The 26013-nt window shown below is 69.9% G+C and carries 20 protein-coding genes, 6 tRNA genes and 1 riboswitch; of the genes, 12 read left to right on the top strand and 14 right to left on the bottom strand.

The window, feature by feature from the left end; translation table 11 throughout:
* Positions 1-49: 49 nt before the first annotated feature.
* Positions 50-304, bottom strand: coding sequence for a DUF3073 domain-containing protein (locus CRP56_RS20220; protein WP_059194509.1), 255 nt, complete (start codon positions 302-304; stop codon positions 50-52).
* A 293-nt stretch (positions 305-597) separates the two neighbouring features.
* Positions 598-1695, bottom strand: a complete 1098-nt coding sequence (locus CRP56_RS20215) for a Leu/Phe/Val dehydrogenase (RefSeq protein WP_097265942.1) — start codon at positions 1693-1695, stop codon at positions 598-600.
* 222 nt (positions 1696-1917) lie between these two features.
* Here CRP56_RS20215 and CRP56_RS20210 point away from each other — a divergent pair, with 222 nt between their 5' ends.
* Both CRP56_RS20210 and bldC read left to right on the top strand, forming a co-directional pair.
* Positions 1918-2760 carry a hypothetical protein gene (locus tag CRP56_RS20210; protein WP_097265941.1) on the top strand — a complete coding sequence of 281 codons (843 nt, stop codon included), beginning with the start codon at positions 1918-1920 and terminating at the stop codon, positions 2758-2760.
* A gap of 538 nt (positions 2761-3298) precedes the next feature.
* Positions 3299-3505 carry a developmental transcriptional regulator BldC gene (gene bldC / locus CRP56_RS20205; RefSeq protein ID WP_003949541.1) on the top strand — a complete coding sequence of 69 codons (207 nt, stop codon included), beginning with the start codon at positions 3299-3301 and terminating at the stop codon, positions 3503-3505.
* Positions 3506-3965: 460 nt separating this feature from the next.
* Here the strand turns inward: bldC and CRP56_RS20200 are convergent, their stop codons facing one another.
* The 9 genes from CRP56_RS20200 to CRP56_RS20160 all read right to left on the bottom strand — a co-directional run bounded on the left by CRP56_RS20200 (position 3966) and on the right by CRP56_RS20160 (position 12661).
* Positions 3966-4157 carry a DUF6274 family protein gene (locus CRP56_RS20200; protein ID WP_097265939.1) on the bottom strand — a complete coding sequence of 64 codons (192 nt, stop codon included), beginning with the start codon at positions 4155-4157 and terminating at the stop codon, positions 3966-3968.
* Positions 4158-4324: 167 nt separating this feature from the next.
* Positions 4325-4399, bottom strand: a tRNA-Asp gene (locus tag CRP56_RS20195).
* 94 nt (positions 4400-4493) lie between these two features.
* Positions 4494-8462: an ATP-dependent RNA helicase HrpA gene (hrpA, locus tag CRP56_RS20190; RefSeq protein ID WP_097265938.1), complete on the bottom strand. Its 3969-nt coding sequence runs from the start codon at positions 8460-8462 to the stop codon at positions 4494-4496.
* 143 nt (positions 8463-8605) lie between these two features.
* Positions 8606-10213 (bottom strand): hypothetical protein, encoded by a 1608-nt coding sequence (locus tag CRP56_RS20185; protein WP_097265937.1) that lies wholly within the window; start codon positions 10211-10213, stop codon positions 8606-8608.
* 95 nt (positions 10214-10308) lie between these two features.
* Positions 10309-10382: transfer RNA gene (locus CRP56_RS20180), tRNA-Phe, on the bottom strand.
* A 23-nt stretch (positions 10383-10405) separates the two neighbouring features.
* A tRNA-Asp gene (locus CRP56_RS20175) sits at positions 10406-10480 on the bottom strand.
* Positions 10481-10518: 38 nt separating this feature from the next.
* Positions 10519-10591, bottom strand: a tRNA-Glu gene (locus tag CRP56_RS20170).
* Positions 10592-10670: 79 nt separating this feature from the next.
* On the bottom strand, positions 10671-12254 hold the full coding sequence (locus CRP56_RS20165; RefSeq protein WP_097265935.1) for a metallophosphoesterase family protein: 1584 nt from the start codon (positions 12252-12254) through the stop codon (positions 10671-10673).
* A 56-nt stretch (positions 12255-12310) separates the two neighbouring features.
* A complete protein-coding gene (locus CRP56_RS20160; RefSeq protein ID WP_097265934.1) occupies positions 12311-12661 on the bottom strand; it encodes a metallopeptidase family protein in 351 nt (116 codons plus the stop codon).
* Positions 12662-12811: 150 nt separating this feature from the next.
* Between CRP56_RS20160 and CRP56_RS20155 the strand changes: the two genes are divergently transcribed.
* From CRP56_RS20155 to CRP56_RS20140, 4 genes are all read left to right on the top strand, one after another.
* On the top strand, positions 12812-13339 hold the full coding sequence (locus CRP56_RS20155) for a hypothetical protein (protein ID WP_097265933.1): 528 nt from the start codon (positions 12812-12814) through the stop codon (positions 13337-13339).
* A 241-nt stretch (positions 13340-13580) separates the two neighbouring features.
* The gene (locus tag CRP56_RS20150) at positions 13581-15824 is read left to right on the top strand and encodes a DEAD/DEAH box helicase (RefSeq protein WP_097265931.1); all 2244 of its coding nucleotides are present in this window, start codon (positions 13581-13583) and stop codon (positions 15822-15824) included.
* Positions 15825-15987: 163 nt separating this feature from the next.
* Positions 15988-17544, top strand: a complete 1557-nt coding sequence (locus CRP56_RS20145; RefSeq protein WP_097265930.1) for an amino acid permease — start codon at positions 15988-15990, stop codon at positions 17542-17544.
* Positions 17545-17643: 99 nt separating this feature from the next.
* Positions 17644-17716, top strand: a tRNA-Lys gene (locus CRP56_RS20140).
* Positions 17717-17934: 218 nt separating this feature from the next.
* Here CRP56_RS20140 and CRP56_RS20135 read toward each other — a convergent pair.
* Positions 17935-18585 carry a TetR/AcrR family transcriptional regulator gene (locus CRP56_RS20135; RefSeq protein WP_097265928.1) on the bottom strand — a complete coding sequence of 217 codons (651 nt, stop codon included), beginning with the start codon at positions 18583-18585 and terminating at the stop codon, positions 17935-17937.
* A 68-nt stretch (positions 18586-18653) separates the two neighbouring features.
* Here CRP56_RS20135 and CRP56_RS20130 point away from each other — a divergent pair, with 68 nt between their 5' ends.
* The gene (locus CRP56_RS20130) at positions 18654-19715 is read left to right on the top strand and encodes an oxygenase MpaB family protein (protein WP_097265927.1); all 1062 of its coding nucleotides are present in this window, start codon (positions 18654-18656) and stop codon (positions 19713-19715) included.
* A gap of 40 nt (positions 19716-19755) precedes the next feature.
* The gene (locus CRP56_RS20125) at positions 19756-20511 is read left to right on the top strand and encodes a leucine-rich repeat domain-containing protein (protein WP_257040843.1); all 756 of its coding nucleotides are present in this window, start codon (positions 19756-19758) and stop codon (positions 20509-20511) included.
* Between the two features lie 76 nt (positions 20512-20587).
* Here CRP56_RS20125 and CRP56_RS20120 read toward each other — a convergent pair whose 3' ends face one another.
* Positions 20588-21214 carry a GTP cyclohydrolase II gene (locus tag CRP56_RS20120; protein ID WP_097265925.1) on the bottom strand — a complete coding sequence of 209 codons (627 nt, stop codon included), beginning with the start codon at positions 21212-21214 and terminating at the stop codon, positions 20588-20590.
* Between the two features lie 135 nt (positions 21215-21349).
* Positions 21350-21853 (bottom strand): MarR family winged helix-turn-helix transcriptional regulator, encoded by a 504-nt coding sequence (locus CRP56_RS20115; protein WP_097265924.1) that lies wholly within the window; start codon positions 21851-21853, stop codon positions 21350-21352.
* 100 nt (positions 21854-21953) lie between these two features.
* On the opposite strand from CRP56_RS20115, the gene CRP56_RS20110 reads away from it, so the two are divergent.
* From CRP56_RS20110 to CRP56_RS20095, 4 genes are all read left to right on the top strand, one after another.
* Positions 21954-23081, top strand: a complete 1128-nt coding sequence (locus tag CRP56_RS20110) for a dihydrofolate reductase family protein (RefSeq protein WP_097265923.1) — start codon at positions 21954-21956, stop codon at positions 23079-23081.
* Positions 23082-23160: 79 nt separating this feature from the next.
* Positions 23161-24375, top strand: a complete 1215-nt coding sequence (locus CRP56_RS20105; RefSeq protein WP_097265921.1) for an alginate lyase family protein — start codon at positions 23161-23163, stop codon at positions 24373-24375.
* A 74-nt stretch (positions 24376-24449) separates the two neighbouring features.
* Positions 24450-24523: transfer RNA gene (locus CRP56_RS20100), tRNA-Met, on the top strand.
* Between the two features lie 237 nt (positions 24524-24760).
* Positions 24761-24916: riboswitch (cyclic di-AMP (ydaO/yuaA leader) on the top strand.
* 11 nt (positions 24917-24927) lie between these two features.
* The gene (locus CRP56_RS20095) at positions 24928-25962 is read left to right on the top strand and encodes a M23 family metallopeptidase (protein ID WP_097265920.1); all 1035 of its coding nucleotides are present in this window, start codon (positions 24928-24930) and stop codon (positions 25960-25962) included.
* Positions 25963-26013 lie beyond the last annotated feature (51 nt).

The raw sequence follows: 26013 nt of genomic DNA, 5'->3' as shown, positions 1-26013 counted from the left end.
GGTCCGGTGGTGTGGACCACTACCGGACCGGGTTGCGACTGCTGGAGCGTCAAGCGCCGCGGCGTTGCTGCGACGAAGGACCGGACTCGTCGTCCTCGTCCTCATCGTCGTCGTTATAGAGATCCGCGTACTGCGCGTACGGGTCGTCTTCATCGTCGTCTTCGAACGGCTCGCCATTCGGCGGCTGTTGCGAAGTCGAAGCGCCCAGCTCATTGGCCAGACGCGACAGGTCAGTCCCGCCGCTGCTGTACTTCAGCTGGCGGGCGACCTTCGTCTGCTTGGCCTTTGCCCGGCCGCGCCCCATGGCTCGACCCCCTCGGTGACGGGGCTCGATGGCCCCAGAGTCTTGACACGCGTTCATGATCTGGAACGGGCTCTCCGCAGAGAGACCGGCCCGTAGGGCTTCCACGGTACCTGAGCCCACGCCCATACGGTACGTCGCCCGCAGGACGGGCCTGGCCCCAGAACCCGCGAGGCGCCCTGTCCCCGCTGGTCAACCGCGATTTTAACCACTTCTTGGCGGCCGACCCGCCGACGAACGTGAGAGTTCTCTCTAAGTGCCCGCCGACGGGTACCGGTCATGCGCCGCTACGAGGGTCAGCGCGCCCGGCGCGCCACCGCCGCCTCGTGCATCCGCTGCTCGGCGATCCGGTCGGCCGCGGCGGCCGGCGGGATGCCGTCCGTCTTCGCACGTGCGAATATGGCGAGCGTGGTGTCGTAGATCTTCGCCGCCTTCGCCTTGCACCGGTCGAAGTCGAAGCCGTGCAGCTCGTCGGCGACCTGGATGACCCCGCCCGCGTTCACCACGTAGTCCGGCGCGTAGAGGATGCCGCGGTCGGCGAGATCCTTCTCCACCCCCGGGTGCGCGAGCTGGTTGTTGGCCGCGCCGCAGACGATCGTCGCGGTGAGCGCGGGCACGGTGTCGTCGTTCAGGGCGCCGCCCAGCGCGCAGGGGGCGTAGATGTCGAGGCCTTCGGCACGGATCAGGGTGGCGGTGTCGGCGACGGCCGTCACGCCGGTCGGGTGCGCGGCCAGGATGCGGCCCACGGCCTCTTCGCGGACGTCCGTGATGACGACCTCGGCGCCCTCCTCGCGCAGGTGGGTCACCAGGTGGTGGCCGACCTTGCCGACGCCCGCGATGCCGACCTTCCGGCCGGCCAGCGAGGGGTCGCCCCACAGGTGCTCGGCGGAGGCCCGCATGCCCTGGTAGACGCCGAACGCGGTCAGCACGGAGGAGTCGCCGGCGCCGCCGTTCTCGGGCGACCGCCCGGTGGTCCAGCGGCACTCACGGGCGACGACGTCCATGTCGGCGACGTACGTGCCGACGTCGCAGGCCGTGACGTAGCGCCCGCCGAGTGAGGCGACGAACCGGCCGTAGGCGAGCAGCAGCTCCTCGCTCTTGACCGTGTCCGGGTCGCCGATGATCACGGCCTTGCCGCCGCCGTGGTCCAGGCCGGCCATGGCGTTCTTGTACGACATCCCGCGCGCGAGGTTCAGGGCGTCGGCGACGGCCTCCTCCTCGGTCGCGTACGGGTAGAAGCGGGTGCCGCCGAGGGCGGGGCCAAGCGCGGTGGAGTGGATGGCGATGACGGCCTTCAGGCCACTGGCACGGTCCTGGCAGAGCACGACTTGCTCATGACCGCCCTGGTCCGAGTGGAACAGGGTGTGCAGGACGCCGGCTGATACTTCGGTCACGGTGGTGACTCCTGGATGCGTAGCGGCGGTTGGGACCAGCTCCCGTAAGGGTGGCGGGCGCTGTGGGCACGAGATTAGAGCCTGACCGGACCCGCCCACCTCGCCGTGCTCAGGATCACCTACGCACGGAGTACCCCCGTGCGACGATTTGCATAGATTTCCAGCCCGTTTGTGAGCGGGTTCCGAAGGTTTTCCTGGCAGCGGGCGGGGGAGGGAGCAGGCGTGCCCAAGGTGTCCTCGGTGGTCGTCCCGTATGCGACCTATCTCCGTGTGTACGAGCCGCTGGCCGCCTTCCCGGAGCCGGAGCGCGGCCACTGGGCGCGCTACGCCCGCCGCCCCGACCGCCCCTCGTACCAGGACGAACTGCGCCGCTCCCTGGCCGACTTGCTGCCCACCCCGCCGATGGCCGTACCGGTGCACGAGAGCAGCGACGCGTTCGTGCTGGACGTGGACGGCGTGCTCTGCGTCTGCCCCTGGCGGACCCGGCTGCGCGGCTGGCAGGCCCTGGGGGAGCTGGGCGAGGAGCTGCCGAAGCCGGTCCTGGACGCGGTGCTGCCGGAGGTCGTACGGCGGCAGGCGGCGCAGGACTACGAGCGGTGGCTGATCCGGAACCCGGACGCCCGCCCCTGGATCCGCACCTCGACCTGGCAGGTGCCGCTGCACTGGTTCGTGCTCGTCGGCGACGAGGAGCGGTCCTTTGACAAGGGGTCCGGGGAGATCCCGGCGATGCTGCGCTACCGGACGCCGATGGTGCAGGCGCGGCGACGGGTGGCGCGGGCTCTCAGGACGCTGAAGGACACCCTCGACGAGGGGCCGCTCATCGACGGCCTGGTCGACGTGGGGCGTTGGCTGGAGGAGTTCCACCCGCGCTCGCTCGTCGAGCTGGACTACGGCGGCCTCGTGCACACGCTGCCGGCCGGCGAGCTGGAGGACGACCACTCGGCGGCGGACGTGGCCGAGGGCATCGAGGCGCTGCGGCGGGGTGACGGGGCGGCCGCGGGGGAGGCCTACGGGCGGCTCGTGGAGCGCTGGCGGTCGGTCAGGGACCGGCGCTCGGCGAACTGAGTGCGGCTGCCGAGTGCGGCCTAGGTCACGAACGGGTGTTTGACGTGACGCTCGTTTTGGGGTTTTGTCCTCGCACTGAGTTGCCCGCGAACCTTGAGGTTCCCCCGACATGGGACGTACGTCACGATCCGGGCTTTCATCTCAACTGAGGCTCAAGTGCGGTCAAGCGTGATGGACCGCACGTACCTGGCCCTTGCGCCTCTTCCCCCTCCTCATGCCAAAATAGGACAAGGGGCCCGGGGGAGGTTCCGCTTTGGGGGGTCTGGAGACTCCTGATCGCTCTGTGACTGATCGTCACAGTGGCGTGACTGTCCGCTATGGCATGGTCCATCGGCCTCTGTCGCCGATGAACACCTGGGGGGCAATTCCATCGGTTTGGCCGACGCGGCTGGACAGATGGTGTAGTTGTAGTGCCGAGGACAAGCCGTTCGTCCTATAACCGACTCGACTCGCGTCCGCCATTTCGGGCAACGCGGGTCAAGGTGCAGAATTTAGAGGAAAGAACCGAGAAGGTTCGGTTCTCCCGAGGAGGCCGCTCATGACCGCTCGCACCCCTGATGCCGAGCCGCTGCTGACCCCGGCTGAGGTCGCCACCATGTTCCGCGTGGACCCGAAGACGGTCACGCGGTGGGCGAAGGCCGGGAAGCTTACTTCCATCCGTACGCTCGGCGGGCACCGCCGCTACCGCGAGGCGGAGGTCCGTGCACTGCTCGCGGGCATCCCGCAGCAGCGCAGCGAGGCCTGAACCAACTGAATAACGGACAAACCGGCAGGTCCCCCAACGTGCCGATACGTCCGTGACACCGCTTCACAAGCTCCAAGCGACGCGGGTTCCGCCCCAACGGGGCCCACGCCCAAGCTCATCCCAAGAACATCACAGGGTGCGTCGTCGATCGCGCTGGACTCCGCCGAGTCCAGCGCGATCTTTTTTGTGCGCGCGGGGAGTCTTGCTGACGGCTCTGTGAGCGGGCTTGTCGGAGTCTGGGGAGGGGTGTCGGATCTCCTGTGGACGCCCCCTCCGGACTGGTGCAATTGCACATATTAAATTGACCAGTTGTAGGTGAGGCGTAAGTACCGCGGTTTCAGAAACTCATGCGGTGACACCCGTCACATGCCAGAGTCCTTGTTGCCTCTGGCTCATGTGCGCTAGAGGAGCCACGCGTTCCACCGTCCCACGCCGGTACGGGTGTTGGGGCCGCCGTTGGTCACGCGTCGGCGGGACTTTCGTCCTCCGCGGCCTCTTCGGCGCCCTGTGGGCCTCTCGGGGCGGAGTCCATGGCCAGCCGCAGCAGCTGGTGGCAGATCGGGCAGTGGCGCGTCAGATGGCGATAGGAGGAGGCGGCCGACAGATGCGCACGGAGCAGCGCCCGCGTCTCGTGCCTGACCGAAGCCGCCATACGCCACCTCCAGGGGCCACGCGGGGAAGGGGCCCTGGTTTCTGGGTACCGACCGAAGGGGACGCCGTCAAGACGGCGCAAGGCGGCTGAGGGAGCTGTGCCACGAGAGGTCCAGCTGGTCGACGTACGAAAAGAGGCCCGGATCAAAAGATCCGAGCCTCTTATTGCGGTCCTGACGGGATTTGAACCCGCGGCCTCCACCTTGACAGGGTGGCGAGCACTCCAAACTGCTCCACAGGACCAGGTTTCGCGGCGCTTATTGCTGCGTTGCGCTGCGAGAAGGACTGTACAGGAGGGTGAGGGTCCTGCGCGAACTCACCCGGTGTGCACGGTCGGTTACGGCACGGCCGCGTCGATCGCCTTCACGATCCGCTTGTCCGAGATGGGGTACGCCGTGCCCAGCGCGTGGGCGAAGTAGCTGACCCGGAGCTCCTCGATCATCCAGCGGATGTCCAGGACGGTGGCCGGCACCGGGCGGCCCTGCGGCAGCTGCTCCAGGAGCCAGGCGTACTCGTCCTGCATCTCGTGGACCTTCTCCATGCGCGTGGTGTCCCGCTGTACGGCCGTCGGCATCTGCTGGAGGCGACGGTCGGCGGCGACCAGGTAGCGCATCAGGTCCGGCAGCCGGCGCAGCCCCGTCGCCGTCACGAAGCCCGGCTTCACGAGGGCGTCCAGCTGCTTGCGCACGTCCGTCAGGTTCGCGAGGAGCGCGGGGCTGCGTACGCCCTTCAGACGGCGCTCACAGGCCTGCCAGGCGGCCAGCACCTGCTGCACCTGCCCGACCGTACGCACCGTCGTGTCGACGATCTCCGCGCGGACCTTCTCGTACAGCTTCCGGTACGACTCCTCGTCCCACGCAGGTCCCCCGAAGTCGCCGATCAGCTTGTCCGCCGCCGCCATCGCGCAGTCGTCGAACAGGGCCTGGATCGTGCCGTGGGGGTTGGCCGAGAGCGCCAGCTTCTGGGCGTTCGTCAGGTGATCGCTCGCGAACTTCGCCGGGTTCACCGGGATGTTGCGGAGCACCAGCCTGCGCGTGCCCTTCCACATCGCCTCCGCCTGTTCCGCCTCCGTGTCGAAGAGGCGGACCGAGACCGTGTCGCCGTCGTCCACGAGGGCCGGGTACGCCTTCACCGGCTGGCCCGCCCGGCGCGTCTCGAAGACCCGCGTCAGCGTGCCGATCGTCCAGTCGGTGAGGCCCTTGCGCTCCAGGGACTCGCCGCCCTGGCGCTCGGCGGTGGCCGCGGCAGCCTGGGAGAGGGCTTTCCTCGCCTTCGGCTTCAGCTGGAGCTTCAGCGCCTCCAGATCCTTGTCCTCGGCCAGCTTGCGGCGCCGCTCGTCGACGATCCGGAAGGTGATGCGCAGATGGTCCGGGATCTTCGACCAGTCGAAGTCCTCGGCCTCGAAGGGCACGCCGACCATGCGCTTCAGCTCACGGGCCATGGCCGTGGTCAGTGGCTCCTGGAGCGGGACCGCCGTGTCCAGGAAGCGTTTGGCGAAGTTCGGCGCCGGGACGTAGTTGCGGCGGATCGGCTTGGGGAGGGAGCGGATCAGCTCCGTCACGACCTCCTCGCGCAGGCCCGGGATCTGCCAGTCGAAGCCCTCGTCCGTGACCTGGTTGAGGACCTGGAGCGGGATGTGGACGGTGACACCGTCGGCGTCCGCGCCCGGCTCGAACTGGTAGGTGACCCGGAACTTCAGCTGCCCCTGCCGCCAGGAGTCCGGATAGTCGGCCTTGGTGACCGCCTCCGCCGACTCCCGGATGAGCATCTCCCGCTCGAAGTCGAGGAAGTCGGGCTGCTCGTGCCGCTTGCGCTTCCACCAGGAGTCGAAGTGGGCGCCGGAGACGACGTGTTCGGGCACCCGCTGGTCGTAGAAGTCGAAGAGCGTGTCGTCGTCGACGACGATGTCCCGGCGCCGGGCGCGGTGTTCGAGCTCCTCGACCTCGCTCAGCAGCTTGCGGTTGTCGGCGTAGAACTTGTGGTGCGTACGCCAGTCACCCTCGACCAGGGCGTTGCGGATGAAAAGCTCGCGGGACGTCTCCGGGTCGATCCGGCCGTAGTTGACCTTGCGCTGGGCGACGATCGGTACGCCGTACAGCGTGACCTTCTCGTACGCCATCACGGCCGCCTGGTCCTTCTCCCAGTGCGGTTCGGAGTACGTCCGCTTCAGCAGGTGCTCGGCGAGCGGCTCGACCCACTCCGGCTCGATCTTGGCGTTGACGCGGGCCCAGAGGCGTGAAGTCTCCACCAGCTCAGCCGACATGACGAAACGGGGCTGCTTCTTGAAGAGCGACGAGCCCGGGAAGATCGCGAACTTGGCGCTGCGGGCGCCCAGATACTCGTTCTTGTTGCCGTCCTTCACGTCCTTCATCCCGATGTGGGAGAGAAGGCCGGCGAGGAGGGAGACGTGGACGGACTGCTCGGGCGCGTCGTCCTCGTTCAGATGGATGCCCATCTGCTTGGCGACCGTGCGCAGTTGCGTATAGATGTCCTGCCACTCGCGGATGCGCAGGAAGTTGAGGTACTCCTGCTTGCACATCCGGCGGAAGGAACTCGAACCCCGCTCCTTCTGCTGCTCGCGGACGTACCGCCACAGGTTCAGATAGGCGAGGAAGTCACTGGTCTCGTCGCGGAAGCGGGCGTGCTGCTGGTCGGCCTGGGTCTGCTTGTCGGCGGGGCGCTCGCGCGGGTCCTGGATGGACAGCGCCGCCGCTATGACCATGACCTCGCGGACACAGCCGTTCTTGTCGGCCTCCAGGACCATCCGGGCCAGGCGCGGGTCGACGGGCAGCTGGGCGAGCTTGCGGCCGGTGTCGGTGAGGCGCTTGCGCGGGTCCTTCTCGGCCGGGTTCAGCGCGCCGAGCTCCTGGAGGAGCTGCACGCCGTCGCGGATGTTGCGGTGGTCCGGCGGGTCGATGAAGGGGAACTTCTCGATATCGCCGAGGCCGGCCGCGGTCATCTGGAGGATGACGGAGGCGAGGTTCGTGCGGAGGATCTCCGCGTCGGTGAACTCCGGGCGGGCGAGGAAGTCGTCCTCGCTGTACAGCCGGATACAGACACCGTCGGACGTACGGCCGCAGCGGCCCTTGCGCTGGTTGGCGCTGGCCTGCGAGATCGCCTCGATGGGGAGCCGCTGGACCTTGGTGCGGTGGCTGTAGCGGGAGATACGGGCGAAGCCCGGGTCGATGACGTACTTGATGCCCGGGACGGTCAGCGAGGTCTCGGCGACGTTCGTCGCCAGAACGATCCTGCGGCCGGTGTGCGGCTGGAAGACGCGGTGCTGCTCGGCGTGCGAGAGCCGGGCGTAGAGGGGGAGGACCTCGGTGAACCGGTAGTTCTTCTTGTTGAGCGCGTCCGCGGTGTCCCGGATCTCCCGCTCGCCCGAGAGGAAGACGAGGATGTCGCCCTTGCCCTCGGCCTGGAGCTCCTCGACGGCGTCGCAGATCGCGGTGATCTGGTCGCGGTCGGCGTCGTCGGAGTCCTCTTCGAGGAGGGGCCGGTACCGCACCTCCACCGGATACGTCCGCCCGCTGACCTCGACGATCGGGGCGTCCCCGAAATGCCGGGAGAAGCGCTCGGGATCGATGGTGGCGGAGGTGATGACGACTTTCAGATCCGGCCGCTTCGGCAGCAGCTGGGCGAGGTAGCCGAGCAGGAAGTCGATGTTGAGGGACCGCTCGTGGGCCTCGTCGATGATGATCGTGTCGTAGGCGCGCAGCTCGCGGTCGGTCTGGATCTCGGCGAGCAGGATGCCGTCGGTCATCAGCTTGACGAAGGTGGCGTCCGGGTTCACCTGGTCGGTGAACCGCACCTTCCAGCCGACGGCCTCGCCGAGCGGGGTGTTCAGCTCCTCGGCCACGCGCTCGGCGACGGTACGGGCGGCGATACGACGGGGCTGCGTGTGCCCGATCATGCCGCGGACGCCACGCCCCAGCTCCATGCAGATCTTCGGGATCTGGGTCGTCTTGCCGGACCCGGTCTCACCGGCCACGATCACGACCTGGTGATCACGGATGGCGTCCGCGATCTCGTCCTTCTTCTGGCTGACCGGGAGCTGCTCGGGATAGCTGACGGCCGGCACGCGGGAGCGCCGCCCGGCCATGCGTTCCTCGGCCTTCGCGACCTCGCCCTCGATCTCGGCGAGCACGGCGGCACGGGCCTCCGGCTTGCGGATCTTGCGCGCGCCTTCGAGCCGGCGGCCGATCCGGTGCGCGTCGCGCAGGGACAGCTCGCTCAGGCGGGGGGCGAGGGCGCCGAGGCTCGGGGCGTCGGAGGCGCCGGGGGCGGGGGCGGGATGCGTAGACATACGGGATCCAGGATCTCATCCCCGGGAAATCCGTGGCGAACGCTTTTGCTCCGGTGCCCCGGGCGGCTGCGCGGCGCCGTCCAGGACCCGGCGGGCGGGGGACGTCGTGTGTGCCGTCGTCCCCCACCCCTGCGGTACGCGCGTCAGCGCACGTCCACGTAGTCCTCTCGGCCGCTTCCCACGAAGTGCCTGCTGTCCGGGTACAGGTGGACCGGGACCCAGGTGCCGTCCTGCTTGGCCGTGAAGCCCTTGCTGAAGGAGCCGTTGGTCTTGGTGGTGACGGTGGCCATCAGGTACCAGGTGGTCTGGCCCTTGGGCCGGAAGAGGATCTGCACCTTCTTGCCGCCGTAGGCCTTCCAGGTGGACGAGCCGGGCTGGCGGTCCTGGAGGACGCCCTTCACCGTGATCGTCCGGCCCTTGGAGACCGGCTCGGGGGACGCGTTGGCATCCTTGACGCGGGTGACGGCGCGGTTCTTGCGCAGGCTCTTGGAGACGGTGCCCTTGATGTCCTTGGTGGTGGACCCGGCGTACCGCAGGCGCCAGTAGCCGTCCGTGTAGCCGGGCAGCTTCTCGACGACGAACTGGGAGCCGAAGCGGGTCTTCACGGTCTTCTGCGTGGTCCAGCCGCTGGTGCCGTTGGCCGAGTACTGGACGTCGACGCTGACCTGGTCGCTGGTGTCCCGCCCGATCGCGTCGAGGCTGCCGGTGATCTCCAGCTGCGCGTACTTGTCCATCGCCGCCGTGAACTCGGTGAACTTCGTCGTGGCCGTGACCGCCACGCTGACGTCCGCGGTGGTGGTGCGCTGGATGAACGGGTTGTACGGGTACGGCGTGAAGGCCACCTCGAACGTGGACTTGCTGCCCCACGGGTACTTCTCGAGCGAGAAGCGGCCGTCGGCATCGGTGGTCGCCTCGGCCGGGTTGCAGGTGGTGCAGTCCTTGTAGTCCATCTCCAGCGGGATGCCGGGCAAGGGCTTCCACGAGGAGTCGCCGCTCTGGTACTGGAGGGTGCCGGTGACCGCGACCTTCTCGTTCGCGACGACGTGGAAGCTGCTCCGGTCCAGGACGAAGCGGGTCGGCGCCGCCTTCGGCCGGACGTCGATCCAAGGGCTCGTCGCGAAGCCGAGATCGCCCTCATACTGGGCGAAGGTCCAGCCACCCGCCGTCGTCTCGTGGGACGCGGAGAAGTGGCCGGCGTCGTCCGTGACGGTGGTCGCGTCCTGGTTCTGGTCGAACGTGAGGTCCACGGTGGCGCCGGGCAGCGGCACCGTCTCGCGGGTGCGCGGGTCGCGGACGACCATGTCGCCGGTGGCGGTGACGGTCTTGTGCTCGATGTCCGGCTGTTCCGGCGTGACGGCGAAGCCGCTGATCACGGGCTGCTTCTGGTAGTGCAGCTTGCCCGCGTCCTGCTGGACGGTGGTCTCACCGGCGGTGTTCGTGGCCTCGATGTCGACCGTGTAGTCGCCGAGGGTGTCCAGGTGAATGGGCTGGGAGGACCAGACACCTTCCCAGGGACTCACGTAGTACGTCAGCTTGAAGTCGGTGACGGTCGCGACCGGAGCGTCCGACGCGGCGCTGCCGACGGGCCGCAGGGATGCGGTGATCTTGTCGATCTCACCGCTGTAGTTGAGCCGTACGTCGAGCACCGACCAGTCGGCCTGGTCGCCGTACGCCTCTTTGACGTTGGGTCCGGCGGCGTGTGCGGTGCCGGGAATCGCGAATGTGGAGAACATGACAGCCGCGGCGGTCACGATTCCCCTGGTGATGCGTCTCAAGAACCCCCCTCAGGCTCTCTGTGAGCGACGAAAACCCCCACCGGTTGTCCGGTGGGGGTTTTCGTACTGAGTGGCTGGGGCCGGGGTCGAACCGGCGACCTATCGCTTTTCAGGCGATCGCTCGTACCAACTGAGCTACCCAGCCACGAGGCTTCAAGGAAACCTCAGCGGTCCTGACGGGATTTGAACCCGCGGCCTCCACCTTGACAGGGTGGCGAGCACTCCAAACTGCTCCACAGGACCAAGCTGTTGTGTACGACAGTGTCGCACACGGTGTTGCGTGCCCCCAACGGGATTCGAACCCGTGCTACCGCCTTGAAAGGGCGGCGTCCTAGGCCGCTAGACGATGAGGGCTATCGGCCCGCCTTGCGCTTCGCAGCGCGTCGGGGACGTGAGAAGCATATGGGATGCCGGGAGGTATCGCCAAAACGGTTTAGTGGGCTCGGCCGGAAGGGGTGGAGGAAGGCGGCGGGGAGGGGGTCGGCGTGGGGGTCGCGCCCGGCAGGTTGTCCTCCGGCAGGTGGCGGCTCACCTCCGCCGTCGTCAGGCCGAGGCCGCCCAGTTTGATCGAGTCCCAGGCCTGAAGGCGGCGGGTGTCGCGGTCGAAGTAGAGGATCGAGGCCTCGATCGGGTCGGGGTACTTGCCCTCGACCGCGCGCAGGCCGCTGCCGCCGGTGGAGCCCTCGATGCGCAGCCGGGTGCCGTTGTCCATGACCTCCGTGCCCTCGTGGTGCAGATGCCCGGAGAGGACCAGCGGGACCGAGCCGTCGACCTCGCGGGCGGCGGAGGGCTCGTGGATCACGGCGACGTCGACGGGCTTCCCGGCCGTCGTCCAGTCCCGCAGCGACGCGGCGAGCCGGGCGCCGGCCGCCTCCTGGGTCTCCTGGGCGCCGGACTTCTCGCTGCGGTCGGGCGTGAACTGGGGATCGCCCAGCCCGGCGAAGCGCAGCCCGGCGACGGTCTCGGCGCGGCCGTCGTCGAGGACGTGGACGTTCTTCATGCGTTCCAGGTAGCGCTGGGTGACCTGGGAGTCGTGGTTGCCGCGCACCCAGACGTAGGGCGCCCCGAGGTCGGCGACGGGGTCGAGGAAGCCGTTCTCGGCGGCGGTGCCGTGGTCCATGGTGTCGCCGGAGTCGACGATGACGTTGACCTGGTACTGCTCCACCAGCGAGGCGATGATCTTCCAGCTCGCGGGGTTCAGATGGATGTCGGAGACGTGCAGGACTCGGATGGTCGTGGGGTCCGGCTGGTAGGCGGGGAGCGTGGACGTGACGTCGTACAGCTTGGTCACGTTCGTCACCAGTCGGGCCAACTCCTGCTGGTAGACGTCGAACTCGGTGACGATGCTGCGGGCGTTGCCGACCAGGGACGGGGCCGAGGAGAGCAGGCCGGAGAACTTCGGCTGCAGGACCGAGTCGGGGTTCCAGGTGGCGTACGCCGTCCCGCCGCACGCGGCCAGCAGGGTCAGGGCGAGGCCGCCGGCGGCGAGGGCGCGGCGCGGGCGGCGGTAGACGGCGAGGCCGAGGGCGGTGGCGCCGGCGACGACGGCGACGCAGGAGCGCAGCGCCAGGTCGAGGGTGCCGTGTTCGACGTCCTTCGCGACCTCGTCCTGGAGGCCGGAGAGGCGTTCGGGGTGGTCGACCAGGGCCTGGGAGCGGACCGGGTCGAGCTGGTCGACGTTGACGTCGAGGCGGACCGGGGCGTGGTGGCTGTCCAGTTGCAGGGCGCCGAGCGGGGAGACGTTGATCTTGGTGCCGCCGGTGAGGGACGGGCGCAGGGTCATCGTGGTGTTCATGGGCCCGACGGGGGTGCGGACGTTGCCGACGATCAGCAGGCCCAGCCAGGCGCCGAGCAGCACGACCGCGACCAGGCCGAGGGCGCGGCCCCAGGGGTGCGGCTGGGGCACGAGCTCGACGGCCGGGTGCGGGCGGCGGGTGCGGTAGTGCCGGGCGAGGGCGCGCGGCGAGCGGCGGAGACGGATCAGGGCGTTCAGGACTGCGGCGGGGACGCGGGCCATTGGTCCCGTATGCCCAAGTGCGGGGGCGGGTATGCGGCGGACCTCGCCCGCGGTGATCAGCCCCAGCCGAGTTCGTGCAGGCGCTCGTCGTCGATGCCGAAGTGGTGGGCGATCTCGTGGACGACGGTGACGGCGACCTCGTGGACGACGTCGTCGCGGGTCGCGCAGTGGCGCAGGGTCGGGCCCATGTAGATCGAGATGCGGTCGGGGAGGACGCCCGCGTACCACTCGCCGCGCTCGGTGAGCGGGGTGCCCTCGTAGAGGCCGAGCAGGTCGGGGTCGTCCGCCGGGGGTTCGTCCTCGACGAACACCGCCACGTTGTCCATGACCCGGGTCAGCTCGGGCGGGATCCGGTCCAGGGCCTCGGCCACCAGCTCTTCGAAGGTGTCGCGCGTCATCTCCAGCACAGGGCCATTGTCGGGGACGGGGGCGTGATCCGCGGGGTCGGGCGCGGTTCGGGTGAGGGCGGGCCGCACCGGGGTCCGGCGCGTGTCCTCTTGCGGGCGGCGGGAGTTGAACAGGTTGACTCCCTCACCCGCCCTCGGAGGTGGCTGCCCGTGCGCCCCAAGTACGTACCCGTCCGTCTGGCCGCCACGGTCATGGCCGTCGCCGCTGCCGCCGGCTGCATGAGCGTCGGTGACGACGAGGGGGGAAAGAGCGCCAAGCCCTCGCACTCCGCCGGCGAGCGGGGCGGTGAGGCGCCGGACGGCGGGGCGGCGGTGTCCGGCGGCGGCTCCGGGTACGGGGCGGCGGGCGTCGACGGCAAGCACGGGAAGAAGGAGAAGGGCAAGGGGAAGGACGGGGAGTCGGCGTCCCCCTCCGCCTCGGCGTCCGCCGCGGACGAGGCGTCCCCCTCGGCGAAGCCCCAGCCCGGGAAGCCCGCCAAGCCGGGGCAGGCGACGCCGACCAAGGCGCAGCCGACGCCGACGCGGCCGGCTGACCCGGACCCGGTGACGCCAACGCCGGAGCCCCCGACGTCGGAGCCGCCGACGCCGACGGCGGAGCCGTCCTCCTCCGCGCACCCGGACCCCGAGGCGCAACTCGTCCAGCGGGAGCCGGCGCCGACGGCGGGCTCACCGGCGTGACGGTGTCGCGAGGGCGTGGCGATGTGACGTACGTCTAGTCCGGGGGGATTGGTTTGCCTTCGGGGGTGGAGGGTGCGTATGGTGGTAGATCGTTTGATCCCATTGCCCGGCGCCATTGCAGAGAGCGCCGTGTGGCGCGTTCTCTCCCTTGCCGTGGCTGACCGCATAGAGGCGGTCGTATTGCGAAATCACGGAGTTGACGGGCGCGTGCCGACGAGACTCCGGAAGGTTTCGCTTACGCATGTCCATTTCCAGTTCTGATCACATCGTCATGCCCGAGAACGACGAGAACGAGGCGGCCGTCGAGGCGCTCGAGACCGTCGACTCGGCCGACAGCAACGACACGACCGACACGACCGACTCGGTCGACGAGACCCCCGAGGTCACCTTCGCCGACCTCGGTCTGCCCGAGGGCGTCGTGCGCAAGCTCGCGCAGAACGGTGTGACCACCCCCTTCCCGATCCAGGCCGCGACCATCCCGGACGCCCTGGCCGGCAAGGACATCCTCGGCCGTGGCCGCACCGGCTCCGGCAAGACCCTCTCCTTCGGTCTGCCGACCCTGGCGCGTCTCGCCGGCGGCCGCACTGAGAAGCACAAGCCCCGCGCGGTCATCCTCACCCCGACCCGTGAGCTCGCCATGCAGGTGGCGGACGCCCTCCAGCCGTACGGCGACGTCCTCGGCCTGAAGATGAAGGTCGTCTGCGGCGGCACGTCGATGGGCAACCAGATCTACGCCCTGGAGCGCGGCGTCGACATCCTCGTCGCCACCCCGGGCCGACTGCGCGACATCATCAACCGCGGCGCCTGCTCCCTGGAGAACGTCGAGGTCGCCGTCCTCGACGAGGCCGACCAGATGTCCGACCTGGGCTTCCTGCCCGAGGTCACCGAGCTGCTCGACCAGGTCCCGGCCGGCGGCCAGCGCATGCTGTTCTCCGCGACCATGGAGAACGAGATCTCCACGCTGGTCAAGCGCTACCTGAGCAACCCGGTCACGCACGAGGTCGACAGCGCCCAGGGCAACGTCACGACCATGTCGCACCACATCCTGATCGTGAAGCCCAAGGACAAGGCGCCGGTCACCGCGGCCATCGCCTCCCGCAAGGGCCGCACCATCATCTTCGTCCGCACCCAGCTGGGCGCCGACCGCATCGCCGAGCAGCTGCGCGATGCGGGCGTGAAGGCGGACGCGCTGCACGGCGGCATGACCCAGGGCGCGCGCACCCGCACGCTGGCCGACTTCAAGGACGGTTACGTCAACGCGCTCGTCGCGACCGACGTCGCCGCCCGCGGTATCCACGTGGACGGCATCGACCTGGTCCTGAACGTGGACCCGGCCGGCGACCACAAGGACTACCTGCACCGCGCGGGCCGCACGGCGCGTGCCGGTCGCACGGGTACGGTCGTCTCCCTCTCCCTGCCGCACCAGCGCCGCCAGATCTTCCGCCTCATGGAGGACGCGGGCGTCGACGCCGGCCGGCACATCATCCAGGGCGCCGGCGCCTTCGACCCCGAGGTCGCCGAGATCACCGGTGCCCGGTCGATGACCGAGGTCCAGGCCGAATCCGCGGGCAACGCCGCGCAGCAGGCCGAGCGTGAGGTCGCCTCCCTGACCAAGCAGCTGGAGCGGGCGCAGCGCCGTGCCGCCGAGCTGCGCGAGGAGGCCGACCGCCTCGTCGCCCGGGCCGCCCGCGACCGCGGTGAGGACCCGGAGACCGCGGTGGCCGAGGCGCAGGCGGAGGCCGTGGCCGCCGTCGAGGCCGCCGAGGTGTCCGTGCCCGAGCAGCCTGCCGCGCAGGACGTCGACCGGAGCGAGGGCGCGGCGCCGTACGAGCGTCGTGAGCGTCGGGACAACGACCGTGGCGGCTTCCGTCGCGACGACCGTTCGTCCGGCCGTTCCTTCGAGCGTCGCGACGACCGCGGTGGCCGTGGGTTCGAGCGTCGCGACAACGACCGTGGCGGCTTCCGCCGTGACGACCGCCGTGACGACCGTGGTGGCCGTTCCTTCGAGCGTCGTGACGACCGTGGCGGCTTCAACCGCGACAACCGTGGCGAGCGTGGCGAGCGTGGGTTCGAGCGTCGGGACAACGACCGTGGCGGCTTCCGTCGCGACGACCGCCGTGACGACCGTGGTGGCCGTTCCTTCGAGCGTCGTGACGACCGTGGCGGCTTCAACCGCGACAACCGTGGCGAGCGTGGCGAGCGTGGGTTCGAGCGTCGGGACAACGACCGTGGCGGCTTCCGTCGCGACGACCGTCCGGCCGGCCGTTCCTTCGAGCGCCGTGACGAGCGCGGTGGGCACCGTGGCAGCGACCGTCCCTTCAACCGCGACCGCCGCGACGACCGTCCGGGCTTCCGCTCCGGTGGCCACGAGCGCCCCTACGGCCGCCGTGACGACCACCGTGGCACCGGCACCGGCACCGGCTCCGGTTCCGGCTCGTCCTTCGGCCGCCGCGACGACAAGCCGCGCTGGAAGCGCAACGGCTGACGCCGACTGAGCTGATCGAGAGGGGCCCGTACGACTTCGGTCGTACGGGCCCTTCGGCGTTTCAGGGGCAGTTGCGCGGGCTGGGGCGGGGCTGCGGTCGCACGGCACTTTTTGGCCATGCTGTGACGTGTGTCACGACTCCGGCGAGGGAAGTGCTGGGGGCATGACAGATGACGCGATAGCGAGCGGGCCGTCCAAGGGGCCATCCGGCCTGTCGGACGAGGAACGGCTGGCCCAGCTCGGTTACACGCAGGTCCTTGCCCGCCGTATGTCGGCGTTCTCCAACTACGCGGTCTCCTTCACGATCATCTCGGTCCTGTCGGGCTGTCTGACGCTGTATCTGTTCGGGATGAACACCGGCGGCCCCGCGGTGATCACCTGGGGCTGGGTGGCGGTCGGGCTGATGACGTTGTTCGTCGGGCTGTCGATGGCCGAGATCTGTTCGGCGTACCCGACCTCCGCGGGCCTGTACTTCTGGGCCCACCGGCTGGCCCCGCCCCGGACCGCCGCCGCGTGGGCGTGGTTCACGGGCTGGTTCAACGTGCTCGGGCAGGTCGCCGTGACCGCCGGCATCGACTTCGGGGCCGCGTCCTTCCTGGGCGCCTACCTGAACCTCCAGTTCGACTTCAAGGTGACACCGGGGCGGACGATCCTGCTCTTCGCCGCGATCCTCGTCCTGCACGGCCTGCTCAACACCTTCGGCGTGCGGATCGTGGCCCTGCTGAACAGCGTGAGCGTGTGGTGGCACGTGATCGGCGTCGCGCTCATCGTCGGCGCGCTGACCTTCGCCCCCGACCACCACCAGACGGCGTCCTTCGTGTTCGGCGAGTTCGTGAACAACACGGGCTGGGGGAGCGGGGTGTACGTGGTCGCGCTCGGGCTGCTGATGGCCCAGTACACCTTCACCGGCTACGACGCCTCCGCCCACATGACCGAGGAGACCCACGACGCCTCGACGGCCGGCCCGAAGGGGATCGTGCGGTCGATCTGGACGTCGTGGATCGCCGGCTTCGTGCTGCTGCTCGGCTTCACGTTCGCCATCCAGTCCTACGACGGTGCCCTGAACTCCAAGACGGGGGCGCCGCCCGCCCAGATCCTGCTGGACGCGCTGGGCGCGACGAGCGGCAAGCTGCTGCTCCTGGTCGTCATCGGGGCGCAGCTGTTCTGCGGGATGGCGTCGGTAACCGCCAACAGCCGCATGATCTACGCGTTCTCGCGCGACGGCGCCCTCCCGTACTCGCGCCTCTGGCACACCGTCAGCCCGCGCACCCGCACGCCCGTGGCGGCCGTGTGGCTGGCGGCGGGCGGGGCGCTGCTGCTGGGGCTGCCGTACCTGATCAACTACACGGCCTACGCGGCGGTGACCTCGGTGGCGGTGATCGGCCTCTACATCGCCTACGTCATCCCGACCCTGCTGCGGCTGCGCAAGGGCGAGGAGTTCGAGCGCGGACCCTGGCATCTGGGCCGCTGGTCCCGGGCGATCGGCGTGGTGTCGGTGGTGTGGGTCGGCGTGATCACGGTCCTGTTCATGCTCCCGCAGGTCTCGCCGGTCACCTGGGAGACCTTCAACTACGCGCCGGTGGCCGTCCTCGCGGTCCTCGGCTTCGCGGCGGCCTGGTGGCTGGCCTCGGCCCGGCACTGGTTCCTCAACCCCGAGCACGAGCGCACGCGGGCCCGGGAGGCGGCCCGCAAGGGCGCCCCCGAACCGGTCGATCCGTGACCTTTGCGGCCGGTACCCGACCCCGGCGCGGCCGTGTCCCCGATACCCGATCGGAGAGACGGCCGCGTCCGGCTATGCTCGGGGAGGCAACATCGCCTGGGGCCCTTAGCTCAATTGGCAGAGCAGTGGACTTTTAATCCATTGGTTGTGGGTTCGAGTCCCACAGGGCCTACCGATTCGCCCCCAGCTCAGAGGTAGTTCGAGCTGGGGGCGTGTCCGTTTTGGTAGAGCCTCATGATCGCGGGCTGGCCCGTAGCTGGCCCGAGAGTCCAACGATCATGGTGAACGTGCGACGGCCCCCGCCGGGCCGGGGGACCTAGCAGGGGCCGTCTTTCCTCCCCCAGAGGATGGGGGGGCGGACGGCTACGCCCCACCGACTTGTTCATGGGGTCAGCGCGTCCGTGGCCACAGCGCCCCGAGGATCAGCCTCACCTGGTCGATCAGGTGCGCCGGGTCGAAGGTGCCGGGGGCCGTGAGGGCCAGGCGGCCGAAGTGTTCGGCGCAGGCGACCAAGGCGTGGGCGAGGATGCGCGGGTCGAGGGAGTCGGGACCCGGGCCGGTCAGGGCGTGAGAGAGCCACGCCTCGACCAGGTGCCGGAAACGCTCCCGGTCCGCCTCGATGCGGTCGCGGACGACGGCGGGCATGTTGCCGGGCGGCGACAGGATCAGCCGCCAGGTGTCCGGGTCCTGATGGAGCATCGCCGACATGCGGCGTACGGTCTCCGCGGCGAACTCGGCCGGGTCGGGTGACTCGGTGGAGTCGGGCAGCGTGGCGAGCAGGCGGTCGAAGGCGCGGGCCTGCTGCCGGTCGAGCAGCGCGGTCAGCAGGGTGTCGAGGTTGTCGTAGGCGCCGTAGACCACGGACCGGGCGACGTCGGCCCGCTTGGCAACGGCGTCGATGGAGATCCGGTCGTAGCCGTCGCTCACGATCACGGCGAGGGCGGCGTCCAGCAACTGCTCGCGGCGCTGCTCGATCGGGACGCGGGGGGCGTAGGGGCGTCGCTTGCGGGGCCGGTCTCCGGAAGTCGCGTGGGTCGACACCTTGGCAGTTTACGACAGGCGTGTCTTAATTTAAGACACCAGTGTCGTATGTGAGGGGCGGCGGCTTCATGGCCAAGTTGAGGCGCGGTGACGTCATACCGCACGAGGACTACGGGTTCTTCGGGCCCGGGTCGGTCGTGTGGAAGGTCTGGAGCTATCCGACCGCCCCGACCGTGGGGTTCCAGCGCGCCGTGGTCGTCGAGGAACTCGACCCGCCGCTCGTCGCCGCCGTCCATGCGACCCAGGGCATCTACCGGCGCGCCCGCACCCGTTACGACCGCACGCTGCGGTACTTCGCGATGGTGGCCTTCGCCGGCACCCGTGAGGTCTGCCAGGCCGCGGACGTCCTGGTCAAGGTCCACTCCAAGGCGATCGGCGAGCTGCCGTACGGCGGTGGCACCTACGACGCCAACGACCCCGCCTCCCAGCTGTGGATCCAGCTCACCGGCTGGCACTCGATCCTCTACGCGTACGAGAAGTACGGCCCCGGCAAGCTCACCGAGCAAGAGGAGACGGAGTACTGGGAGGCCTGCGCCCTCGCCGCGGAGCTGCAGACCTGCTCCCCGGACGACGTACCGCGCAGCCGGGAGGGCATCCGGGCGTACTTCGCCGAGACGCGCCCGCGGCTGTCCGCCAGCCCGATCGCCAAGCAGGCCATGAACCACCTGCTCAGGACCGAGCTCGTGCTGCCGCCGACGCCGTGGTGGGCGAAGCCCGCGAGCCTCGCCGTCGCGCGGGCTCAGCGCATCGCCACGGTCGCCACCCTGCCGCGCTGGATGCGAGAGCTGGCCGGCATCCGGCAGTCACGCCTCCTCGACACGCTCATCGTGCCCGTCATGAAGACGGCCTTCGCGCTCGCCCATCTGAGCTCCCGGCTCGAACTGCTCCTGATAGGACGGCTCTCGCCCTCCACGGTCCCGGTGATCGCGCCGATGAAGCTCGGCGTCCCGCCCCGCACGCAGGAGGTGCTGACGCCGGCCGAGGCCCGCGCCCGCCACGGCTACCCCAAGCCCGCCGACGCCCACCTCGACTTCCGGGCCCGGCAGGCGGCCCGCGTCTTCGAGCACGGCGAGGCGCCCAGCGAGCAGGGCCTTGTCGAGTCCCAGGAGATCCTCGGGCCGCTCACGTAACGGGAGGCCAACGCCTGTGCAGGCGACGTAGGTTGGGCCCATGTCGATGTCACCGGTGAGCATGAGCGCCGACGCCGCACGCCACGTCCTCAACCTCTGGCGCCGCGAGCTGAGTCATGTCCCCGAGTCGGTGTGGCAGCGCACCGAGCTTCAGGTGCTGATCCTCGCCGACAACGGCCTCACTCACCTTCCGCCCGCCATCGGCCGACTCCACCGTCTGACCACGCTGGACCTCGGCCACAACCACCTCACCTCGGTGCCGCCCGAACTCGGTGCCCTGACCGGCCTCTCCGGCTTCCTCTACCTGCACGACAACGACCTCGCCGAACTCCCCGACACCCTCGGCGACCTCACCCGGCTGCGCTATCTCAACGTCGGCGAGAACAAGCTCGCCGAACTCCCGGACGCCGTCGGCCGGATGACCGGGCTCGTCGAACTCCGGGCCCAGCACAACCTGCTCACCACCCTGCCGGACGGCATCGGCCACCTCCCCGCCCTGCGCGAGCTCTGGCTCCGCGGCAACCGGCTCACCGGCCTGCCCTCGTCCGTCTCCGGCCTGCGCGAGCTGCGCCACCTGGAGCTGCGGGACAACGCCCTCACCGACCTCCCGGACGCCCTCGCCGGCCTCCCCCGCCTGCGCCACCTGGACCTGCGCGGCAATCACCTCACCGACCTGCCGGCCTGGCTCACCGGCCTGCCCGCGCTGGAGAAGCTGGACCTGCGCTGGAACGCCGTGAACCCCTCGTCGCCGCTCGTGGCCGAGCTGGAGCGGCGGGGGTGCGTGGTCCTGGCGTAGGAGACGGAGACGAAGGCCCTCCACACCGTCACCACCTTCGAGGAGACCCCGAGGATCGCCGTGGTCGCGCCGGCGGTTATCCGACGCTCAGCTCGCCCAGGGGCAGCGTGTGCTGGGTCTGGAGCACCTTGGCCCGCAGGTAGCGGACGTTGTGGGCGGTGGTGAAGACGCCGGTGGGGACGCGGTCGCGGACGTCGATGCCGAGGTCGCGCAACTGGCCCGCCTTGTCGGGGTTGTTGGACAGCAGGTCCAGCGACTCGATGCCCAGGGCCTTCAGCATCTGCGCGGCCGCCGTGTAGTCACGGCCGTCCTCGGGCAGGCCCAGCGCGGTGTTCGCGGCGTAGGTGTCGAGGCCCTGGTCCTGGAGGGCGTAGGCGTCGAGCTTGTTGTAGAGACCGATGCCGCGGCCCTCCTGGCGGAGGTACAGCAGCACGCCGCCGCGTTCGGCGATGCGCTCGACCGCCTCGCGCAGCTGCGGGCCGCAGTCGCAGCGGGCGGAGCCGAAGACGTCGCCGGTGAGGCACTCGGAGTGCAGCCGGACCAGGGGGTTGGGGCCCGGCTCGCCGAGGACGACCGCCAGGTGTTCCTGGCCGTCGACCAGTCCGTGGAAGGTGACCAGCTCGGAGTCGACGCGGTAGCCGTCACCGAAGCGCAGGGGCACGCGGACACGGGAGCGCTGGGTTGCGGCGGGGATGTCGGTCATGCGGGTACTCCGGTCCGTAGACATGTCTGCTTCAGATTTGAAGCAGATCTACGGTTCGAGACCCTATCCCATGCTTTAAATTTGAAGCAACAGATATATGACGCTTGTCACGGGCCGTTCGTCACGGGCCGTTCGTCACGAACAGGGCGACGACGACCGCCGCCGCCACGGAACCTCGTCCCCCGTGTCCTCCTGGAGCCCGTCCGCGATCACGCGGGAGATCTCCTCCAGCTGCCCCACCTGCTCCGGGCTGAGCCGGTCGAAGATCGCGGAGCGGACCGCCTCGACATGTCCCGGCGCCGCCCGCTCCACCTCCGCCATGCCCTCGTCGGTCAGGACGGCGACGCTGCCGCGCTTGTCCCACCGACAGCTCTCGCGCCCGACCAGCCCGTCCTTCTCCAGCCGGGTCACGGCGTACGTGAGCCGCGGCCGCGTGATCTTCAGCCCCTCGGCGAGCTCGGTCATCCGCAGCCTGCGTTCCGGCGCCTCGGAGAGAGTGGCCAGGATGGAGTAGTACAGGTGCGGCATGCCGGCGTCCTGCTGGAGCTGCCGGTCGATCGCGTCCTCCAGGAGGTGCGCCGCGGCCATGTACGCGCGCCAGGCGCGCTGCTCCTCGGGGGTGAGCCAGCGAGTCGTCATGCCCCCAGTGTAGGTTTGCTTCAAACTTGAACCAAGAGTGCCACGTCACAGCATGCCGCAGCGCGTCACGGCACACATCTCAGCGAGAGGGACCGCGCCGATGCCCCACCCGTACGTCCTCCTCTCCGCCGCCGTCTCCCTCGACGGCTACCTCGACGACACCGGCCCCGACCGGCTCCTGCTCTCCTCCCCGGCCGACTTCGACCGCGTCGACGAGGTCCGCGCCTCCGTCGACGCGATCCTGATCGGCGCCGGCACCATCCGCGCCGACAACCCGCGCCTGCTGGTGAACTCCGCGGAGCGCCGCGCGGCCCGGGTGGCGGCGGGCAAGCCGGAGTACCCCCTGAAGGTCACGGTCAGCGGCTCGGGCGAGCTGGACCCGGCGGCGAACTTCTGGCACACGGGCGGCGACAAGGTCGTCTATACGACGGACAAGGGCGCCGAGCGTGCCGAGGCGCACGGCCTCGCCGCCGACGTCGTCTCCCTCGGCGCCGACCTCGACTGGCACCGCCTGCTGGCCGATCTCACCGCCCGGGGCGTGGACCGCCTCATGGTCGAGGGCGGCGGCCGCATCCATACCCAGCTCCTCCAGCTGGGCCTCGCCGACGAACTCCAGCTGGTGCTGGCCCCGTTGTTCGTCGGCACCCCGGAGGCGCCCCGCCTCTTCGGCCCGGGCGGTTACCAAGGCGGCCGGCTGCGGCTGGTGGAGACCCGGCGGATCGAGGACGTGGTCCTCATGCGCTACGAGCCCACGGCCCCCGGCACCGGCCCGCTCGCCACGCCCGCCGACCACCACTGGCTCCGCCTCGCCTGTGAACTGGCGACGCTCTGCCCGCCCTCGCGGACCGCGTTCAGCGTCGGCGCGGTCGTGGTCGCCGCCGACGGCACGGAACTCGCCCGCGGGTATTCGAGGGAGGGCGACGACCCCGTCGTACACGCGGAGGAGGCCGCGCTGGCGAAGATCGACGTACACGACCCCCGGCTGGCGTCGGCGACCGTCTACAGCAGCCTGGAGCCCTGCGCCCGCCGCGCCTCCCGCCCCGCGCCCTGCGCCCGGCTGATCCTCGACGCGGGGGTACGGCGGGTGGTGACGGCCTGGCGGGAGCCGGACACGTTCGTGACGGCGGCGGACGGCAACGGGCTGCTGGCGGCGCAGGGTGTCGACGTCGTCGTACTGCCGGAGTACGAGGAGCGGGCGAAGGCGCCGAACAAGCACCTGTCGCCCTGAACGCGGGACCCCGCGGCCCGGCCGACCGATCGGACCAACAGATCCTGCGCCCCGGCAACCCCCGGTCCACGCTTCCCCTATGAGGCCCCGACTCACCGCCGCCCTCCTGCTGGCCCCGCTCCTCGCCACCGCCTGCGCGGGGACCGGTGCCGCCACCCGCACCATGGCCCGCGCCCTCCCCCCGGACACCGCCTTCACCCACCCCGGCGTGCTCGTCAGCGAGGCGCAGCTGGAGGCCGTGAAGAAGAACGTCACCGCGGGGAAGCAGCCGTGGCTCAAGGCCTACCTCGACATGCGGGACAGCAAGTACGGGGCGTACGACTACCGGCCCGAGCCGTACGCCAGCGTCGACTGCCCGGGTGGTGACCACGCCGACCGGCCCGCGCACGGGTGTGTCGAGGAGCGCGAGGACGCCATCGCCGCCTACACCCAGGCCCTGCTCTTCCGGATCACCGGCAAGCAGCAGCACGCCGTGAAGGCCAGGGAGATCCTGGACGCCTGGTCGGCGAAGATGCGGCGGCACACCGAGGAGGACGCCGGGTTGCAGACCGGGTGGGCCGGGTCGACGTGGGCGCGGGCCGCCGAGATCGTCCGGCACAGTCCCGGCGCGGGCTGGCCGGCGGACCGGGTCGCCCGGTTCGCGACCATGCTGCGCACGGCGTATCTGCCGACCGTCACCCGCAAGGTCCCCGACTACAACGGCAACTGGGATCTGGTGATGACCGACGCCGCCATCGGGATCGCCGTCTTCCTGGAGGACCGCAAGGCCTTCGACCACGCCCTGGAACGGTTCCGCGAGCGCGTGCCCGCCTACTTCTACCTGGCGAAGGACGGCAAGCTGCCGCTCACGCCGAAGGGGTCGACCGTCAACACCCCGCAGAAGCTCACGACGTACTGGTTCGGGCAGCGGACGTACAAGGACGGCATGTCCCAGGAGACCTGCCGCAACTTCAAGCACGTCGGCTACTCCGTCGCCGCCACCGCCCATGTCGCCGAGACCGCCTGGCACCAGGGCATCGACCTGTACGGCGAGGTGAAGGACCGGCTCAAGGCCACCCTCGCCTTCCACGCCCGGTACCAGGCGGGGGAGTCCGCGCCCGTGTGGCTGTGCGGCGGCAAGGTGGACCGGAACATGGGTCCCGACCTGGAGGTCGCCCTCAACCACCTGGAGAACCGCCTCGGCATCGCCGTCCCGGCCGCCCACAAGCTCGCCGAGGAGACCCGCCCGGCCGGCACCGACAACCTCTTCGTCTCCTGGGAGACCCTGACCCACGCGGGCAATCCCGGCACCTGAGAACCGCTCGTGAGCTGGGGCGACGTAAAGGTGGCGCGAGCGGTCCCGCGGATGGCGTATGCTGGTTTCAACGACGCGGGGTGGAGCAGCTCGGTAGCTCGCTGGGCTCATAACCCAGAGGTCGCAGGTTCAAATCCTGTCCCCGCTACTGAAGGCCCAGGGCCGGAATCCAGTCAATGGATTCCGGCCCTGAGTCGTTGTCCGGGTCCTTACTGAGCGTCGGCGGCGTCGGCGGGGTCAACTCGCCCGTTTTTCACCGGCCATGACCCCTACGTCCTGCCGAAAAAGGTTAATGATCAAGCAGAACAGCTTGGAATCCGTACCCCGGGTCTATTAACGTTCGATAACGCAGCGCGGTCGTCCCAGCCGTCACAAGAGTCGGCTCCGTGCGCACGCGCCGAATCCCGCAAGGGAACCGGGGAACCACCAACTTGGGGTGAATCACGCGTAAGTCGCCGTGAACCACGGCGGTTTACGCGCGTAGGAGACCTTCCTGCTCCGAACCCGTCAGCTAACCCGGTAGGCGAGAAGGAAGGAAAGGAGCACGCCCACGTGGCGTCAAACCGGCCTGCCCCCGAGGCCCCGTATGTGCCGAGCCAGCGCAGCACCGATGCCTTCGGCTACGGCAGCTACCACCATGACGAGGGCCCGCAGGACGTCTGGAATCCCACCGAGGACTCCCTCCGTCCGCCGCGTGGCAAACACCGGGTGGCCAAGCAGCGCGGCGGAGGACTCGCCCGCAGCTCCACGGTCCTGGGCGTCGGTGTCATAGCCGCCGTCGGCGCGGGCGGCATGGCCAGCGCCAACACCGGCAAGCCGCCGGTCTCCATCTCGATCCCCGACCTGCCCAACGTGGGCGGCGTCTTCGGCGGTGACGACGAGGCCCCCAAGGGTTCCGCCACCGCCCTCAGCAGCCTGGCCACCAGCGCCACGCAGACCGCCGAGAGCGGCTCGGACGCCGGTGAGGCGCTGCGCAACCGGATCATGGCGCAGGCCGAGAGCCAGCAGAACCAGGTCGACAACAAGGCGCAGCTGGCCGCCGAGGCCGAGGTCGCCACGCAGACCGCGAAGGCCGAGGCCGCCGCGCTCAAGCAGGCCGCCGACGACGCCGCCGCGGCGAAGAAGGCCGCCGAGGAGAAGGCCGCGAAGGAGGCCGAGGCCAAGCGCCTCGCCGAGCTCGCCAAGCAGTTCACGCTGCCGACCTCGTCGTACACCATCACGGGGACCTTCGGTCAGGCCGGTTCGCTGTGGTCCTCCGGCTACCACACCGGTCTGGACTTCGCGGCCCCCACGGGCACGCTGATCAAGGCGATCCACAGCGGCACCATCACGGAGGCCGGCTGGGCCGGCTCCTACGGCTACCGCACGATCCTCACCCTCGACGACGGCACCGAGCTGTGGTTCTGCCACCAGTCCTCGATCAGCGTCAGCGTCGGCCAGAAGGTCGGCACCGGCGATGTCATCGGACGCGTGGGCGCGACCGGCAACGTGACCGGTGCCCACCTGCACCTGGAGGTCCACCCGGGCGGGGCGGACACCGGCATCGACCCGATGGCGTGGCTGCGGAGCAAGGGGCTCAACCCCTGACCTCCCGCGTGGGTCGTTGTGTACGGAATACCGGTTTCCGGAATCGGTGTT

This window comes from Streptomyces sp. TLI_55 (assembly GCF_900206255.1).
GTDB classification, from domain to species: domain Bacteria; phylum Actinomycetota; class Actinomycetes; order Streptomycetales; family Streptomycetaceae; genus Streptomyces; species Streptomyces aquilus.
Note: the sequence above shows the minus strand (reverse complement) of the source record. Positions and strands in the feature narration are given on the sequence as shown.

Coding starts and splice junctions, on each gene's coding strand:
- CRP56_RS20130 (WP_097265927.1), top strand. CDS start 18,654: ATGGCCAAGTTGAGGCGCGGTGACGTCATACCGCACGAGGACTACGGG.
- CRP56_RS20200 (WP_097265939.1), bottom strand. CDS start 4,157: ATGGCGGCTTCGGTCAGGCACGAGACGCGGGCGCTGCTCCGTGCGCAT.
- CRP56_RS20120 (WP_097265925.1), bottom strand. CDS start 21,214: ATGACCGACATCCCCGCCGCAACCCAGCGCTCCCGTGTCCGCGTGCCC.
- CRP56_RS20145 (WP_097265930.1), top strand. CDS start 15,988: ATGACAGATGACGCGATAGCGAGCGGGCCGTCCAAGGGGCCATCCGGC.
- CRP56_RS20115 (WP_097265924.1), bottom strand. CDS start 21,853: ATGACGACTCGCTGGCTCACCCCCGAGGAGCAGCGCGCCTGGCGCGCG.
- CRP56_RS20220 (WP_059194509.1), bottom strand. CDS start 304: ATGGGGCGCGGCCGGGCAAAGGCCAAGCAGACGAAGGTCGCCCGCCAG.
- CRP56_RS20125 (WP_257040843.1), top strand. CDS start 19,756: ATGTCGATGTCACCGGTGAGCATGAGCGCCGACGCCGCACGCCACGTC.
- CRP56_RS20105 (WP_097265921.1), top strand. CDS start 23,161: ATGAGGCCCCGACTCACCGCCGCCCTCCTGCTGGCCCCGCTCCTCGCC.
- CRP56_RS20110 (WP_097265923.1), top strand. CDS start 21,954: ATGCCCCACCCGTACGTCCTCCTCTCCGCCGCCGTCTCCCTCGACGGC.
- CRP56_RS20150 (WP_097265931.1), top strand. CDS start 13,581: ATGTCCATTTCCAGTTCTGATCACATCGTCATGCCCGAGAACGACGAG.
- bldC (WP_003949541.1), top strand. CDS start 3,299: ATGACCGCTCGCACCCCTGATGCCGAGCCGCTGCTGACCCCGGCTGAG.
- hrpA (WP_097265938.1), bottom strand. CDS start 8,462: ATGTCTACGCATCCCGCCCCCGCCCCCGGCGCCTCCGACGCCCCGAGC.
- CRP56_RS20165 (WP_097265935.1), bottom strand. CDS start 12,254: ATGGCCCGCGTCCCCGCCGCAGTCCTGAACGCCCTGATCCGTCTCCGC.